Origin of the sequence: Bdellovibrio bacteriovorus, assembly GCF_041888015.1 — a bacterium.
Lineage (GTDB): Bacteria > Bdellovibrionota > Bdellovibrionia > Bdellovibrionales > Bdellovibrionaceae > Bdellovibrio.
This window is the reverse complement of the sequence record NZ_CP168968.1, coordinates 956272-972855: the sequence shown is the minus strand read 5'-3', so window position 1 is coordinate 972855 and position 16584 is coordinate 956272. Positions and strand designations below refer to the sequence as shown.

The 16584-nt window shown below is 49.0% G+C and carries 17 protein-coding genes; 7 read left to right on the top strand and 10 right to left on the bottom strand.

The genetic code is table 11. The features are described 5' to 3' along the window. Positions 1–29: 29 nt before the first annotated feature. Positions 30–716, top strand: a complete 687-nt coding sequence (locus ACES2G_RS04850; RefSeq protein WP_374001447.1) for a hypothetical protein — start codon at positions 30–32, stop codon at positions 714–716. Here the strand turns inward: ACES2G_RS04850 and ACES2G_RS04845 are convergent. From ACES2G_RS04845 to greB, 3 genes are all read right to left on the bottom strand, one after another. Next, the gene (locus ACES2G_RS04845) at positions 672–1673 is read right to left on the bottom strand and encodes an alpha/beta fold hydrolase (RefSeq protein ID WP_347357205.1); all 1002 of its coding nucleotides are present in this window, start codon (positions 1671–1673) and stop codon (positions 672–674) included. The genes ACES2G_RS04850 and ACES2G_RS04845 overlap by 45 nt on opposite strands. A 2-nt stretch (positions 1674–1675) precedes the next feature. Next, entirely contained in the window at positions 1676–2137 is a 462-nt protein-coding gene (locus ACES2G_RS04840; RefSeq protein WP_347357206.1) for a DUF3465 domain-containing protein, read from the bottom strand. Between the two features lie 150 nt (positions 2138–2287). Further along, a complete protein-coding gene (gene greB / locus ACES2G_RS04835; RefSeq protein ID WP_347357208.1) occupies positions 2288–2764 on the bottom strand; it encodes a transcription elongation factor GreB in 477 nt (158 codons plus the stop codon). Positions 2765–2911: 147 nt separating this feature from the next. On the opposite strand from greB, the gene ACES2G_RS04830 reads away from it, so the two are divergent. The 3 genes from ACES2G_RS04830 to ACES2G_RS04820 are packed head-to-tail and all read left to right on the top strand — an operon-like array spanning position 2912 to position 8173. After that, the gene (locus ACES2G_RS04830; RefSeq protein ID WP_347357210.1) at positions 2912–4714 is read left to right on the top strand and encodes a hypothetical protein; all 1803 of its coding nucleotides are present in this window, start codon (positions 2912–2914) and stop codon (positions 4712–4714) included. After that, complete coding sequence (locus ACES2G_RS04825) at positions 4714–6327, top strand: hypothetical protein (protein ID WP_374001446.1); 1614 nt, start codon at positions 4714–4716, stop codon at positions 6325–6327. Before ACES2G_RS04830 ends, ACES2G_RS04825 begins: the two co-directional genes overlap by 1 nt. A gap of 16 nt (positions 6328–6343) precedes the next feature. Then, entirely contained in the window at positions 6344–8173 is a 1830-nt protein-coding gene (locus ACES2G_RS04820; protein ID WP_374001445.1) for an adenylate/guanylate cyclase domain-containing protein, read from the top strand. Here the strand turns inward: ACES2G_RS04820 and ACES2G_RS04815 are convergent. Then, the gene (locus tag ACES2G_RS04815) at positions 8170–8394 is read right to left on the bottom strand and encodes a hypothetical protein (RefSeq protein WP_374001444.1); all 225 of its coding nucleotides are present in this window, start codon (positions 8392–8394) and stop codon (positions 8170–8172) included. The genes ACES2G_RS04820 and ACES2G_RS04815 overlap by 4 nt on opposite strands. A gap of 318 nt (positions 8395–8712) precedes the next feature. Here ACES2G_RS04815 and ACES2G_RS04810 point away from each other — a divergent pair, with 318 nt between their 5' ends. Next, positions 8713–9000 (top strand): hypothetical protein, encoded by a 288-nt coding sequence (locus ACES2G_RS04810; RefSeq protein ID WP_347357216.1) that lies wholly within the window; start codon positions 8713–8715, stop codon positions 8998–9000. 23 nt (positions 9001–9023) lie between these two features. Next, positions 9024–11027 carry an iron-regulated protein frpA gene (locus tag ACES2G_RS04805; RefSeq protein WP_347357218.1) on the top strand — a complete coding sequence of 668 codons (2004 nt, stop codon included), beginning with the start codon at positions 9024–9026 and terminating at the stop codon, positions 11025–11027. A 63-nt stretch (positions 11028–11090) separates the two neighbouring features. On the opposite strand, the gene ACES2G_RS04800 is transcribed toward ACES2G_RS04805, so the two are convergent. The 4 genes from ACES2G_RS04800 to ACES2G_RS04785 are packed head-to-tail and all read right to left on the bottom strand — an operon-like array spanning position 11091 to position 13982. Then, positions 11091–12356, bottom strand: a complete 1266-nt coding sequence (locus tag ACES2G_RS04800) for an ABC transporter permease (protein ID WP_347357289.1) — start codon at positions 12354–12356, stop codon at positions 11091–11093. After that, positions 12356–13048 (bottom strand): ABC transporter ATP-binding protein, encoded by a 693-nt coding sequence (locus ACES2G_RS04795; protein WP_347357219.1) that lies wholly within the window; start codon positions 13046–13048, stop codon positions 12356–12358. Before ACES2G_RS04795 ends, ACES2G_RS04800 begins: the two co-directional genes overlap by 1 nt. Beyond that, positions 13035–13514: a DUF2796 domain-containing protein gene (locus tag ACES2G_RS04790; RefSeq protein WP_347357220.1), complete on the bottom strand. Its 480-nt coding sequence runs from the start codon at positions 13512–13514 to the stop codon at positions 13035–13037. Before ACES2G_RS04790 ends, ACES2G_RS04795 begins: the two co-directional genes overlap by 14 nt. A gap of 18 nt (positions 13515–13532) precedes the next feature. Further along, positions 13533–13982, bottom strand: a complete 450-nt coding sequence (locus ACES2G_RS04785; RefSeq protein ID WP_374001443.1) for a DUF3299 domain-containing protein — start codon at positions 13980–13982, stop codon at positions 13533–13535. A gap of 101 nt (positions 13983–14083) precedes the next feature. Here ACES2G_RS04785 and hisS point away from each other — a divergent pair, with 101 nt between their 5' ends. After that, on the top strand, positions 14084–15334 hold the full coding sequence (gene hisS / locus ACES2G_RS04780) for a histidine--tRNA ligase (RefSeq protein ID WP_374001442.1): 1251 nt from the start codon (positions 14084–14086) through the stop codon (positions 15332–15334). Here hisS and ACES2G_RS04775 read toward each other — a convergent pair. Together ACES2G_RS04775 and ACES2G_RS04770 are read right to left on the bottom strand one after the other, a co-directional pair. Next, positions 15309–16004, bottom strand: a complete 696-nt coding sequence (locus ACES2G_RS04775) for a hypothetical protein (RefSeq protein WP_374001441.1) — start codon at positions 16002–16004, stop codon at positions 15309–15311. The two genes, hisS and ACES2G_RS04775, sit on opposite strands and share 26 nt — an antisense overlap. A gap of 62 nt (positions 16005–16066) precedes the next feature. Then, positions 16067–16537 (bottom strand): GyrI-like domain-containing protein, encoded by a 471-nt coding sequence (locus ACES2G_RS04770; protein WP_347357225.1) that lies wholly within the window; start codon positions 16535–16537, stop codon positions 16067–16069. Positions 16538–16584 lie beyond the last annotated feature (47 nt).

Below are 16584 nucleotides of genomic sequence, written 5' to 3'. Positions count from 1 at the left end.
TGCTAACTATCGTAAAGATGGAATCTGCTGTGTCAACCCCGCTCTTGTCATTGGTGATATATTTGGATCAGGAAAGCAAACACCTGGAGGACTGCCTGCGGGATTTGCAGACTTTCTTTACCAAGTTTCCCCTGCCTTACGAAGTCATCCTGATGGCGGAAAAGGGAGTTACACTTTCGGAAAAGCAGACTCCTGTCCGAATCATTCACAACAAAACCCGCCTCGGGCGTGCGGCCAGCTTGTGGCAGGGACTGCAGGCCGCTCAGGGCCACTTTCTTGCCGTGTCTTCCGTTGAAATGACCACGCCATTGGGAGATCTCTTCCGACTGCTTCAGTATTTGATGAGCGAAGAAAAAATTGATCTCTACTGGGGTGATCGCTATGCCCACAAAAACAGTTCCTTCCTTAAAAAAGAAAGCCCCCGTCAAAAAACAGAGCACCTGTTCAACGGCATCCTTAAGGAAAAGTTCGGAGCCCTTCCTGCAGATCCTTTGAGTGATGTTGTGATGATAAAACAAAGCGCCCTGAAGAAGCTGACTTCCACTACGAACATCGGAAAAATCAAAGGCTGGTATCTGGCACCGGTATTACTGCGTGCCCTGAAACAACAACCTTTGCAAATGGAACAACTGCCGATACTGGATTCGGGCCTGACAGCCCCTGGCTTTTCTTTATGGAAAGCGCGCTGGGGTCTTTTCAAAGAGTGTTTGTTCTAAGCCACGCAAGGCCTCAAACAAGTAATAATCCAACCAGCGATTCCCACCGATAGGCAGATTCCCCTGATGAAGATAGCCCATGTGCCCACCACGTTTTTCAATGTGCAGCTGAACGTTCTTGGAAAACGGGGCTTTCAAATAATCCTGGACTGAAACAAAGGGGTCATCCCCGGCCGTCAAAGAATACGTGGGAACATCAATATTGCTGACATAGTTGATCGAAGAACAGCGCTGATAATAGTCTTCACGACTTAAAAATCCTGAGGCCGGCGCTGTATAGATCTGATCCATATCCCAGACCGTGGCCCACCGTGGAATTTCATAGCGCTCAGGAATCAATCCCATCTTGTACTTTTCATCAACCAGCTTGCGCAATCGCGAAACAAAGCGCAGATCATACAAGCGATTTAACCCTGTCTTCAGCAGCAAAGATCCATTGGCTAGGTTTATAGGCGCATTCACTGTGATCGCAGCATCCGGTTTCACCTGGCCGCCATACCCACCCAACAGACACAACATGATATTGCCACTCAAAGAATAGCCCACTGACACGTGCTTATGTTGTGGAAACATCCGACGCAAATGCCCTAACACGAAAGAGACATCTTCGGCACTGCCGGAGTGATAGGGACGTCGTGCATACGGTGCCCCTTCGCCAGCTCCACGATGATTCACCAGCACGACGGTGTGCCCCAGCTTTTGGCAGATCAAAGCCGTTCTTTGCATGTAATCAGAGGAAATATCACCAGAAAGACCATGGAAAAGACTGACCACAATCGGAGAAGAACCCGGCAGATAAGAACAAAAAAGTCGATCCCCATCCGGAAGATCGACTTCAAACTTGTTACCAAAATCAGAAAGCTCAACAGACTTAAGGAAATGCGCCCACAATGTCTGACCATGACCACTATCGGCCCAAAAAGGCGCAGAGCATGGAATCAGATCAAGGCGTCGCAAGCTTACTCCTTACAATAGAAAGTCCCATTCACATAAACATATCCATCCGGTCTTCTACCGCGTGGATCATGGTGCAGCCAGTGAAGCAGGCCGCCTTTTTGAGTCCAGATAAACTGGCCACCCATCGCAACTCTATCGCCCACTTTCAGCGGAACGCGAGGACACATATCCAAATTATACACAGCCTGCATAGTCTCGCCATTAGAAAGACGAACTGTCCATTTTTGATGTTCAAGACCACTGTTGTCGTCCGGCAGGATCTTGGTCACAACCATATCCGCACCTTCAACAAAGTCCTCACGACGGCGATTGTTGACAGCATCCACAATCTCACGGTCGTTATTGATATTTCCAGTTTCCTGATATTGTTTGAAGCGAGCCGCTTCTGCAGAATCCATTTGAGAAAAGACAACCAGAACAAATGCAAAAACATAGATAGCAACACGAACCCAAGACTTCATCATATCCCCCTCATGAACGAAGCATGCCCTATACGCGGTCGGAGTCTGCTCCAAAGGCGGACATCTGACAATCAAAAAGAGTCTTACATTCTCTGTAAAATTTACTGCTAGAGCCCTCAGCGGCCGGAAAAGAAAGAAGCTCACGTCTCTGAACTATCGGAACTCCACTTTATCAATGGTCACAAACTCTTCACCCGCAGGTTTGACAATACGCACTTCATCGCCTTCTTTTTTACCCAGCAAGGCCCGCGCCACAGGGGATTTCCAGGAAATCTTGCCCACCTTGGGATCGAACTCATCCTCGCCCACGATTTGATAAATGACTTCATCCCCGTCCTCATTCACCAATGTCACCGTGGCACTAAAAAGCACCGTACTGCCCTTCATCAGTTTTGGGTCAACAAGCTCGGCATCTTCAATTCTTTTAGTCAGAAAATGCACGCGACGATCAATTTCACGCAAACGACGTTTGCCGTATTGATAGTCTGCGTTCTCCGAACGGTCTCCGTTGCTGGCAGCCCAAGCCACCACTTCGACAAGCTTTGGACGCTCCACGTGCATCAACTCATGATATTCCGCTTTAAGCTTGGCCAGACCTTCGGGGGTAATATAGTTCTTCTTGTTGTCCATAATGCAAGACTCTAGACCATCTGCCAGAGACCTTACAAAGGTTTTTACCTCGGAATCCATAATTTCGACCCTCAATCACTCGGACCTAGACTTAAGCGCCCTTTAACAATGAGACATTTTCTCCGAAAAAAGATTGAGGAGGAATCGATGAAAAAACAATGGAAACGTCTGCTTATTGCCGCTTTAAGCTCGTCTTCCGTGTTTGCTGGAACGTGGTTTTGGTATCAATCCACCGACAACAATCGCGCCTCTCATTCCAATGAAAAACCACTGGCTTACGTCGGAAAAGTTGTTGAAGATATTCAGCGTCGTCCGGCCTCCCGCCTGCTCTGGCAGCTCGTCAACACGGGTGAACCCTTATACAACGGTGAAGCGATTCGTACCAGTGAGCGCGGCGAAGTGCGTATTCAATTTGTCGATTCAGATCGCTATCTGGATCTGGAACCGGAATCCTTAATTGTCATCAAGAAATCCGAAGGTGAAATCGCCCTGGATTTGATGGAAGGTAGTTTGTTCGTCAATGCCAAAGCTGGCGCCGGTGACAGCAATGCCCCGGGCCTGGTTTTGAATTCTGCCAACGGAAAAGTGGATCTGTCCCAGGCGTCTGCGTCTCTTTCCAAAGGACGTGGCAATTCTGTTGATGTCCAGGTCCTTGAGGGTAAAGCCTCTATCAAAGGTAACAATGGTCAAACGCAAGATCTGACCACTCGTGAAGAGGTGCAGATTCTGTCTCCGTCCCCGCAAAAACCTGTCGCTATGGACGCGGAAAGTCCAGACCCTGTTTCTTTCCAATGGCGCGGATTCCCTGCCAACACTCAGGTGTCTTTGTGGGTGGGACCAAGTCGTAAACAACTTAAAGAAGTTAAAAAAGCCAACCTGAATGCCAGCCAGCTTCAGGCTCCTTTGTCTTTTGGCCGTCACTATTGGAAACTTGTCGCCACAACACCGCAAGGCTCTGTGGCTGCCGAAAGTCCGATCTATAAAACTGAAGTACTGGCGCGCTATGCTCCGACAGTCACCTTCCCTACGGCCGACGCCGAAATTCCAGCGACTCAGCTTCCATATGACCTGAGCTTCAAATGGCAAAAAGGCGACGACACCAAACAGATGACTCTGGAAATCTGGTCCGACGAAAAGATGACCCGCAAGGTGGCCACGCAGTCTTTCACCAAAGAAGAAGGTTATACTCTTCCCGGCCTGAAAAGCGGCACCTACTACTGGCGCATGACCTCTTACTTCGTCGACACCGAAAAACCCGTTTTGGGCAAAGTACAAAAGTTCACTGTCAGCTCTTTGGCGGAAATCAACGCCAAGAAAGCACCGATCCCGGTACTGGTCGACTTCACAATACCTGAAAAAGATCTAGTGCAATACTATGTTGAACAACCGCAACTGGGTCTTTCCTGGAAGGGCGATCGCCCGGATCAGGTGGCATCCTGGAGAGTCAAATACCGTGGCGAAAATGAGGCCCCGGAATCAGCGCGCAGTATGGATGTCAAAGAAACCAAAGTGACAACTCCCGTTCGCAAACCAGGCCGCTACATTGCTTCCATTGAAGCTCTTTCTGCAGAAGGAAAAGTGCTGGGGGCCGCCAGTTCGCAAGTGCTGACAGTCAGCCCATTACCACTTTTACAAGCGCCGGTGTTTACCCCTGCGGAAGGACAGTTGCAAGCTTCCAACGACGGTCGCAGCCAACTGATCTGGAGCAAAGTGGAAGGCGCCAAAGAATACTGGCTGACCATCAGAAAAAATGGCAAAGAACTTAAACGCAGCAAATATGCCCAGAACTCAACGTCCCTGAAGAATCTGCTTCCGGGAGAATACGAAGTCGAAGTAACCGCCGTTGATAACTATGGTCGCAGCAGTGAAGTTTTACCTGCGCGCAAGCTGCTGGTGCCAGATAAGTCGAATGTTAAAGCCCCTACTTTAAGGAAGATCAAGGTCAATTGATGAAGTTAAGTAGTGCGTTCATTCTTTTGCTAATCTCTTTCTGGACCTCAGTGGTCTGGGCGGCGCCCTATCGCCGACTCGTTAATTTCGAGTGGGAAGCAATTGAAAACGCCAAGTCTTACGAAATCGAATTGAAACAGGTCAAAGTCAAAGGTGAAGAAGCCAAGACCTTCACTTTCAAAGTTACTGAAGCCGTCTGGAACGGCCGCCTGACACCAGGCAAATACATGATGAAGCTGCGTTCCCGTGACTATCGTGGCGTTCCAGGCGACTGGAGTGAGGAAAGCGAATTCAACGTTGGCCTGGAAACAGCCGTGCTGAAATTCCCGGGTTCCCGCGTGCAAATGCCAACGCAGGAAAACGACAAAACCACAATGAACTTCAAGTGGGACCCTGTGGGCGGTGCCGACCAGTATCAGTTCACCCTGACATCTGAAGACGGTAAAACACAAATTACAGAAACACTGAAAGAACCTTCCTTCAAGACCACGATTCCGGTAGCTTCTCACTACACTTGGAAAGTCTCTTCTTCCAATAGCGAAGGGATCGTCAGCGATGCCACAGCGGTGGGTCAGTTTACAGTGATGGGGAAACCCGTTGAAAACCCACGCGTTGAAAAGCCCGAATCCGATTTTGTGCGAGAGTTGAAATGGTCCAAGCCTGACTATGTCAGCAGCTATGACATCTATATCCTGAAATATAATAAGACTGCCCGCAAATGGGAAAAAATGAAAGTTCTTGAGAACTATCAACAAGACACCTTGCCATTCGATGAAAGCTGGCCCGGCGGGCAATATCAGGTTGGCATCCGGGCAAAGTCTGATCTGCGGCCTTCCTCTAAAATTGCCAAGCAGTCTTTCAACGTGCGTAGTGGAGACCGCTCCCCCGCCGCCGAATACACAGCTCTGGTTCGTAAATCCATCGACCGCGTCACAGGTTGGTATGCTGTTGCCAGTTATCTTGTCACGGAAATGCAATATCAAGGGATCAATCCCGAAAAGAATTCCTCCGTGGCCTACAAAGCATTGGGTGGCACCGGACGCATGGGTGTGGGCTGGTTCAGTCCAAGAACCCCATGGGGCTTCCTGGGTATTCTGGACATGAGCGGCTTTACTTTCAACGGCAAAACCCAAACCTTTGCTTCCGCAGAAGCCAACGCCGTTTATCGCAAAGCCACCGGAGATCGCGGTGAATTCCGCTTTCAAATGGGGCCTTACTATAAAGAACTTCCAGAAACTGTGGGTGATCCTTTCTCGGGTCAGTCCTCGGATCTGAAAATCAGCTCGGCAGGACCACACTTCGGTGCTGAATATTGGTATTCATTGACTCCGAAATTGGGCGTTCAGGTGAATGCGCATATCTATATGTCGTTAATGAAAATCAGCACTCCGAACGGTCAGCCGATGGAGCCCAAGATGTCAACGCAGTTTGGATTCCTGGGCAGTTACCGCTTCACGCCCCGTTTTACGGGCTTGATTGGTTACGCTCGCCGGGAAGATAAAATGTCTTATAAGGCCGCGACAGGAACAGACAGCTTCGCCAACGACGGAGACATCAATGAGTCTACCATCGTCGGAAATTATTTGAACGTCTTTGCCGAGTGGAGCTTCTAGTGATCAGGAGAGAATTATGAGAATACCCATTTCTACAAAACTCATCACGGTCACCATCCTGATTCTGGTGGCGGCAACCGGAACGATCACCTGGATCTCTTCCTCTTACTTTGAGAAGAAGGCCGCTGAACAGGTGGATATCGCCAATCTGGAATCCGCCGCAGCCAAAGCCAAAGAAATCGAAAACATCATTGCCGGACTTGTTGATAAGACCCGCACCACAGCATCCCTGCTGACCAAAGAAGCGGCTTCACACACGGTTACGGGTGATGACTTTGATTTCAACTTTACCAAAGACAAAAACTTCATTGCTTTGGAAGTCCTGAAACTGGACGGCCCCGCTGTGGAAACTGTGGCCCGTCGAGTGAAAGATGACGTGCTAAAGCCTTATGGTCTGACTCCCGTCTATATCACTCATCTGCGCTCCTGGCAGAAGTTTCCCATCCGCTCAGTGGCGCAGGGAAGCATTGAAATCAAGAATGCCTCTTATCCCAAAGCTCCGGCGATGATCACGATTGGTATCCCTCTGATTCGCGATGAACAGGGTAAAATCACACACATTGCTTTGGCCGATGTGTCTCTCGCCCCGTTTGAAAAGCCTTTTACAGATCCATCCGAGCGCACTCAATATCTGATTGATCGCAATGGGGACCTTCTGGCTCATAAAGATGAACAAAAAGCCATGGCCCGTCTGAACATGGGGAAATACCCTATCGTACAAAAAGCCATGACCCAGAAATCACCGCAGTTCCAGACAAAGTTCTTAAATCCGGACAACGAAAAAGACTACTTTGGAGCTTCCGTAAAGACCTCTTACGGCGCGACGGTGATCTCGCAAACCTCTGAAGAAACCATTCTGGAAGTGTCCAACGAGGTGAAACGCCGGGCGATCTTTGTCGCGGGTTCTGCGATCTCTATGGCCATCTTCTTTATCTTCCTGTTCTCTATGACGCTGACCTCCCCGATTGAAAAACTGGCGGAGATGATCAACCTGGTTTCCAAAGGAAACTTCAACGTTAAAGCCCGCGCCGCCGTCAGATCCCACGATGAAGTGGGAGATCTGGCCGAAGCCTTTGATCACATGACCGAAGGCTTGAAAGAGCGCGACAAAGTGAAAAGTCTTTTCTCGAAGTTCCACGGGTCCTCGGTTGCGGAAGACTTGATCAGCAAAGATATCGGGGTCGGTGGTCAGACCAAAGAAGTCGTGGTCTTCTTCTCGGACATCCGTGGTTTCACAGCCTTTTCAGAAAAGCGTTCTCCGGAAGAGGTCGTTGAAATGCTGAATGAATACTTTGGCGTGATGGTGAAGATCATCAACAGCCACGGTGGCGTTGTCGATAAATTCATCGGGGATGCAATCATGGCGGTCTGGGGGGCTCCGAAGAGCTCTGACCGCGACGCTCACCATGCGGTTCGCGCCTGTCTGGAAATGAGACGCGCCTTGGAAGAACTGAATGAACGCCGCATTGCCCGCAGCCAACCCCCGATCAACATCGGTATGGGTCTGCATGCAGGAAAAGCAATTTCGGGTACGATTGGTTCTGACGAACGTATGGAATACACGGTCATTGGAAACACCGTCAATACGGCTTCCCGTATTGAAGCTTCGACAAAAGCCTTCGGTGCGGATCTGCTGATATCGGATACTGTGATCGAAAGAATTGGCGAGGATTTCAAAACCGAACTGGCTGGTGCTGCCGAAGTAAAAGGGCGTTCCGAAGCCCTGAAGATGTTCAAAGTCCGCGGCTACAGAGCTGAAGACGGAAGCATGGTTGAAGTGCGCACGCCTTATTCCGACTATGAAGCCGAAGCCGCAGACAAAGTGAAAATCAAAGACGCAGCCTAGCGCTCACTGGCTGGAGCACGCGAACTTGATGATACCGCCGCGACAACAGCGGCGGTTTCTTTTTCAGCCACAGCCACTTGACGGAATTCAGGATAGATAAAGGCCTCTGTTATATAGATACTTCTTGTGGGATCTTTTTTGGAGGACAATAAGGACGGCGCACTGGCGCAGGACACAACATTCAAAAGTAGCAGGCACAACAATACCACTCTCAACTTCATACATCCCCCCGGATATCGTAGATAGATCCCTTTGCACGCTCCTTGCCACCCCTATTGCAATAGGTTGCTTATAAACGAAAACTCCCTTAGCACTGTCTAAAATATATTAGACAGTCGATTTGCACCGGTTCACAACTGTACAGATCCAGCACATGTTCAAACATTTTCCGATTTTTCCAAAACTTATCTAAAAACAAGGACTCACACCCAACATCGAAAACTTTTGGAGCAATTTCGTCGACATTCAGTTTTGTAAGATTTCAGCAGCTTAGGTGCTGGCCCATCCATTGCTTTGGGAATCCTCTGCAGGGGGGAACGATGAGAAAGATTTTGTGGACCATATTATTTGTAGCAGCAGCGGTTCCAGAATATGCCTTGGCGAAAGAGGCCATTTCCACAGGTACATTTAATCAAATGATTGATGAAGGCAATGCCGCAGCCAAGAGCCTAAACTCAACAATTGCACGCAATATCAGCTCCACCGGTGGAGCCACCTTTAAAGGTGACGTGATCACGGTGGTTGATAGCAAACGCAATCCCGTGAAATACAATCCGTTTCTGAACGAGGACGAGGTTGAGGTCAAATCCATTCGCGACTCTGAATAAGCTCTGATATCCGGGGGGATACTGTGAATAAACTAACTCAATTTTCCAAATTGGTTCTGTGTGGAGCTCTTGTTGAGGCTGTCGTAGGTTGCAGCCAACCAGTACGTTTCGCCCCCTCAGCCCTTGAACAAAGCTCTTTGTCTGACAACGCTTTTGGCACCAATCCGGCAATTCCGGAAGTTGAAGTACCAAAGGTAGATCCATTCAATCCGTACAAACATATGACAGACGTTGCCAATGGTGACGACTCCATGACACCAAATCTGGCGACCGACGAGGCTGTCAACGGCAAGCCTGTTTCCAACTGCGAACGCATCCGCCCTGACGGTTCCGATCGTTATGAGGAAGAGCGCCAGGCCGCTTTGCTGGCTGCCAAAGAAGATACTTCTTTGATCCCGGTGCGCTTCTCCGTTTCTGCGGGCAGTGCGGTGGATACAATTGCCCATTGGTCGCATCAAAGATCTATCCTTAGAAAAGATACAGACGGAGTTACACCTGTCTATGTCGGTGCCGCCAAGAAAGACACCGATGCCTGCAAATGGTCCACAAACTGCACAGCAAAAGCAACCATCACCAATCACTTCCACTATCTGGCGGATCACACTGCTGCACGCAGTGAATTCATCAGCGGAAAAAAATGCTTCTTCAGCACTGTTCGCACTATCGCAAGTGTCGAAAACACGGGTGTGATGACCATCTTTGGTGATCAAAGCCAAACAGTCCCGGATGTGGTGGCTCTGCAAAACCATTCCCTGCGCAATCTTTACTATGGTGAGTCCTATGCAGATAATGTGAATTCCGGAAGTCCCCGTCTTTTCAAAAAACTGGGCGACGGTTCCCCGAATATCGTAAACCTCTATTTGGCGGACCTGCGTGAAAACATCAATGACACCAATCAAAAAGCCTTCACGATTCTGACTCCTGAATTTATCAAACTCAGCAAAGGTCTGACTCGTGGTGATGAAGTGACTTTGACTTTCAAGCAGATCTTTGACCTGCGCACGGTCTGGTCCCAAAGAGATTTCATCACGGAAGTTCTGTCCACGAAAAGATCCATCAAACCGGGCACGGGGGCAACTATCTCCATGGGCTCATGCACAGCCAGTGATCTTTGCTATTCAGCTTATGAAGCCGTTCCCCAGTTAATTCAGTGGATGGTTCACTCTGGCGTGGATGGAACTGCAATGTCCACCAAGTACACGCCCCTGGTTTTGGACCTGGGCGAAAAAAACGTTCAAACCTCCAGCATTGAAGGCGGCAGCTTCTTCAATCTGGCGAACTTAAAAGTGGATGGCAGCGACAACGATCTGGACGGCGGTCAAAAAGTCAGTCACCTGACCGCTTGGCTGGGCGGCAAGCTGGTTTCCAAAGAATCCGAGAACTCTGTGAACAAAACTGTGTTCAAACGAGAAATTGAAGACGGTTTCCTGGTTGTCCCGAATGCCGACGGCAGCATCACAAGCGCCAAGAATCTTTTTGGTTCCGAGATGAAAGTCAAAGTTGGTGAAGAAGAAAAAACTTTCGCCAACGGTTTTGAAACCCTGGTGGCATTGGCTAATAAAGACTGTCAGTCCGAAGATCCCAAAAAGCACTATCTGGGCCCTTGGGATGGTGAATTGTACAGTCAAAAAATCAAAGTTTGGGTGGATAAAAACCGCAACGGTATCGCAGATGAATCTGAAGTGATCTCTTTGGCTGAAGCCCGCGTAGCTGCGATCAATGCCTGCCATGTGGTCTATGCCAACGAAAAAGACCAGTATGGCAACAGCACTGAATTGCGTGCCCCGTTCATGATATTGGAACAAGGCGAAGTTCTGGCTTCTGCCGAACAAACCGAAGGTGTTTCGGACGATGAAATTCTGACTCGCCTGGCGACTGGTAAAAAGAAAGATGGCCAGACAGCGGAATTCCGTATGATCGTGGATATCTTCTTCAAAGCTAAAACAGATGTGATTCTAGAAAATGTGGACCCTTCCCGTGTCCAATCGCCAAAGGGAGGTGTCCAGCTCGCACAGATTGGTCAATAGTTTAGATGATTCCAAAACCTAAGAGACAAAAGGCCACCGCCCTCAAAAGCGGTGGCTTTTCTATTAAGTACGAACGCTCAAGCCGTCTTTCAAAGCCAACTTCTGAGCGCGCAAAGCAGGGATCAAACCGATCACAGTTCCGCCAACAAGAGTGATAACAAGATAGATCAACTCAGAGCGAGTAAACCACGGCCCCACCAAATACAGACCAAATTCTGTTTCAATCCAAGGCTTCAAGGCCGCCACCAGACCGACGGAGACCACCACACCTGACAAAACCCCGACAGCTGTCAAAAGAGCCGATTCAAACACCAGCAGACCGACAATCTGTGTGGATTTGGCACCCACTGCACGCAAGATCGCCATTTCACGGCGGCGTTCGTTCAAGGTCGTCGTAAGCGCAATCAACATCGCCATAAATCCGACAGCCACCACCATCCAGGAGATCATGCGCAAAACGCCTTCAACATAAGACAGGCCATTCCACAGCTCACTCAAAGTCGCACCGGGAATGATCGCCAGCAAAGGCTCTTCTTTGTATGTATTTATTTCGCGCTGAAGCTTCAAAGTTTCAATGCGGGATTTTGCCCCCACAAAGAATGCCGTGATCGTATGTACCGGCAAGGTCTCTTTGCTCAGTTGATTGTGGGGAACAGTTTTATCCGGCGACGGAGCAGAACCATCCTGCCAGTCAATGTGCAAAGCTTCCATCCCTTGCAAGGACATATATACAGCCCGATCCAAAGGCGTGCCGGTCGCTTCCAAAATTCCGGAAATTCTAAATGGACGATCATCGTGCTGAAGAATGCCTTCACCCTTCGTCACACCGTGGGTCACCACCACACGGTCGCCCAGTTTATAACCCAGCTTGCGAGCCACCTCGGCACCAACCACCACATCCCAAAGGTCAGCGAACTCCTGCCCCTCGGCCAGAGTGATCTTGCGATCACCACGATAGTGATAGTACTTAAAGAAATCCTGATTGGTCCCCACAACGCGGAAACCACGATGCCCGTCCCCCAGGGAATACGGAATCGTCCATTCAATCGCTGGATTCGCACGAACTTTTTCGTAGGTCTCGTAGGAAATATTATGGGTCGCATTTCCCATATTGAAAACGGTATAAAGAATCAACTGCAACGGACCACTGCGAGCCCCGACAATTAAATCAGTCTTGCTGATTGTCTGGGTGAAACCTTCTTCCGCGGCCCGCTTGGCACGCTCGACGGTCAGTAGCAAGGCCACACTTAGGGCAATCGAAATCACCGTGAGTGTTGTTGCAAAGGCCCGATTCTGCAAAGACTTGATTGCCAACTTCAAAAAGACCATCACACAACCTTGTTAATGGATTCTAAAGAAAGAGAACGACTGAACAACTTTTCAATGCTGCGGTCATGCGACACGAAAATCACCGTTGTGCCGTAGAGCTCGGAAAGCTCAAACATCAGCTTCAGGAATTTTTCACGATGATCGGCATCCAAAGCTGAAGTGGGTTCATCTGCTAAAAGCAGATCCGGCTTTCCCAACAAAGCCCGGGCCACCGCCACACGCTGCTGCTGACCAACACTCAGTTCAGTGACTTTCTTTTCCAGAAGATCGGCAATCCCCAGATTGCCACACAGGGCACGAATCACCATCTCAGTGTCCACCGTGCCCAGACGGGCCTTCCGGGACGCACTTAGATGCAGTGGAAGTTCAATGTTTTCCCGAACGGAAAGATAAGGAATCAAATTGAAACTTTGGAAAACATAACCCATGTGCTCTGCACGGAAGGCATCGCGCTGGGCATCGGACATTTTGGTCAGATCTTGTCCCAGAATCTCTACCGTACCAGAGGTCGGACGCAGAACCCCTGCCAGAATCTCCAGCAAGGTCGTTTTACCACTTCCGCTCGGGCCGTACAAAAACAGCTCTTCGCCTTTGCTCACCCGGAACTCAGAAACGTGCAATGTAGGAGAAGTCTGTCCACTGTATGTATAAGACAGATCTCGCAGGGTGATCAACTCGCTACTTGAGCTCAAGACTTTCTCCATTCTTCCTGACCTCCAGGGACTTTTGTACCTGGTCGGCCAAGACTTCGACTTGGACCTTCTTCAAACGCGGATAAACTTTCTGGAAGTTGAAAGTCACAGTGCTGCCCGCCACCGGCGCCTCACAGTTTACTATGAACTCCGCCTCAACATCCGAGTGGCTCTTTTGCTCGATGACTTCGAAGATCTCTTTCTTCACTTCGCATTTCAGCGCCGGATCAAAGACAATCATTTCAGCCATGCTATCCAGCTTGTTCAGACCTTCATCTTTTTTCTGTTTGTCTTTTTTGCTTTTGGCAGAATGCTCAAAACCGTAAACCGCTTCGGCTGGAGCATGGAACTCCAACTTTCCTTTTTTTCCATCGAAGGCAAGACTGACTTTGCCCGCACCGTGAACATGAGCTGTATGCTCGGTGTGCGCCAATGCCATCAATGACAAGAGAAGAACTTTTAACACAAAGACCTCCTTGAGAGATTATTTATACGGTTCGATGGCCTCTCCGATAAGTTCGAAAGACGCATCCCCGTACATAGATTTCTTAGTGACAAGATTTAAAGTTCCGTGAACCCAGATCGGACCAATCGCCGCATCGGTTCCTTTTTTCATTTTCACATAAACCATCTGATTCGGTGGTGGCGGTGGTACGTGAATACAGGCCTGTGGACTGGGCACCAGCAAAAACTCAACCACTTCTTTCTGGTTGTCTTCCAAAGGAACCATGAATCCGGGGATCTTCACGGTCTTGCCATCCAGGGCTTTGAGTTCCGAAGAGGATTTTCCGGTGATGTAATCCATCTCACCCAGCAAGCGCCAATCGACTTCGACTCCGTTCAGGGATGCCCCACCCGAGCCAGCCAGCTGATAAACAACCGCTGCCGTCACGGCCACCAAAATGAAAATGCCTGCTAAAACCCACTTCTTCATATATCCATTAAAGACTCTGCCCCTCTTAAATGCAATAGCTTTGCGCACCGCCCGAGCCTCTGCTATAACGAAGACTTGTTAGTCAGAAAAGGGCCAATTCTATGAGCAGCAAAATTCAAAGCGTCCGTGGCACTCGTGATCTTCTTCCTGAAGACAATCTTCTTTTCCGTTTTGTCGAAGAATCCGCCTATAAAAAGGCACTTCTGTACGGCTATGGCGAGATCGAAACCCCCATTTTCGAGTTTTCTGACGTTTTTCATCGCACTTTGGGCGAAACTTCCGATGTTGTGAATAAAGAGACTTATGATTTTACAGATCGTGGCGGAGAGAAATTGACCCTGCGTCCCGAAGGTACGGCGGGTGTGGCTCGCTCTTTTATTTCAGAAGGCATGATGCAGAATCTTCCTCTGAAGTTTTATTATTCCGGCCCGATGTTTCGTTATGAGCGACCACAAAAAGGACGATATCGTCAATTTTACCAATTGGGCGCAGAGTGTTTAGGTTATGAGTCCCCTTTGGCCGATGTGGAGTGCATTTCCCTGGCTTGGGATCTGCTGAAACAAATCGGCATTTCTGCAGACTGCACTTTGGAAATCAACACTTTGGGTGATGCCGAAAGTCGCGCCGCTTATCGCGACACTCTTGTTCAATACTTTACAGCACACAAAGAACAACTTTCTGAAGACAGCAAAATGCGTCTGGAGAAAAATCCGCTGCGTATTTTGGATTCAAAAGATGAAGGCGACAAAAAGTTGAATGCCCATGCGCCAAAACTTGAACAATCCTTGAATCAGTCTTCCCAGGACTTCTTCAAAAAAGTTCTCGCAGGCATCGAAAAGCTCGGCATCCCCTACAAAGTTAACAACCATCTTGTACGCGGTCTGGACTATTACTGCCACACCGTTTTTGAATTCACGACTTCCAAACTGGGTGCACAGGGAACTGTTTTGGCCGGTGGACGTTATGACGGTCTGATTGAAACCATGGGTGGCCCGAAAACTCCGGGTGTGGGTTGGGCTGCAGGCATTGACCGCCTGGCCGATCTGGTTCCAAAAGACCTGGCAATCAAACCGGAAGTTCTGGTGGCCGTTATCGGAGCCGATGATCAGGGCGAAGACGAAAGTGTGAAAGTCGCTCATGAAATCCGCAGTCGTGGTCTGAAAGCTGAAAACTTCCTGTCTGGAAAAATGGGCAAAAAAATGCAAAAAGCCAATAAGGCCGGAGCCCAGTACGCTCTGATTCTGGGAGGCAACGAAGTCACGAATAAAACTGTGACGGTGAAGAACTTCATGACCGGGGAACAAAAAGAAATCTCTCGCGAAGAACTCAAAACTTTCCCGTTTTCAATTTAAGCCTTAAAAAGAAAAACCCGCTTTTCGAAGCGGGTTTTTTTTTACTCTTTCCTACTTGATATTTCGCAGCTTGAATTCCATTTTCGGGAAGACGATTCCACCCCCCGAAACCCAGCTTAACCGCGACATGGAACAGATCGTTCACTCGGTTCTGCGCCGGCAGCCAGGAACCCTCCAGCCCCAGAAAAGCTTCCGCGACCACACCCACACCCCGGCCATAAACTGCGCCATTAAGCTCGCTAATATTTACGCCACTCGGGATAAAACTGAACATCCATTTGTAGGCGATCTCAAACTTCAATCCCCCATTTTTGAAATCACAAAGATACATTTCCGGAATACGCACGACTTCATCCGTGCCCGGCACCAGGAAAGCCGCATCAAAAGCCCACACATCATGATCCATCAAAAGGGCCCCATTCATTCCGTGGGCATACAGATATCCTTTGATGGGAATTTTCTGACCGGGATCGACATTGAACTGCTGCTGCAAGGTCAAAACCAACTGATCGATCTGCTCTTGATTAAGACGGGTGTTCTTTTTTAAAGAAGTCACAAGGGTTTCACGCGACATTCCCTCGTCTTTGTCAAAATCCAAAGCCCAAGCCTTTGATGGCCCCATCGAAAGGCAGCCCAATATCAATACGGACATGACAAGTCTGATGATCATGGTGATTTCTCCTTATTAAAAAGGCTACCGCGAAAGGCCGGGCGTGAAAAGACTCTGTTTATCTATTTTACGGAAATAAAGATCTCAATCTGCGTGTTGCCCGGGTCAGCACTTCTGTGGTCATACACTTCAAAGTCTGCGCGGTAAGCACGTTCTGCACCCAACTGCGCCGCTGACAAACTCCAGATATGCTGCCAAGCCTCGATCACCACATTCGGCATGGGACCCTTTGGAGTGGTGAACACAGAATACTTGGAAGCTGGCAGAACCTTTGCCACCAATCCCGCCGGAACAACCGCGAAAGAGTCCACCTGCTTGCCAAGCACAAATGAATACTCGCCGCTCACATCACTTTCATAGTCCATATATATCGCAAAAACGTCATCTGAAACAGAATTGGAGATCTGTCCGGCTACATTTTCCTGAAAGAATTTTTGCCAATGAGCACCGATTTTGCCAGCACCGTTCATTTCCGCCCGATTGCTCGTGCGGACTTCGATACCGACAATTTTAATATCCTTTTTTTCTGTCATTACGGGTTTCAAGACATACCTCTCTGAAATACAAAAAAGCCACCCGA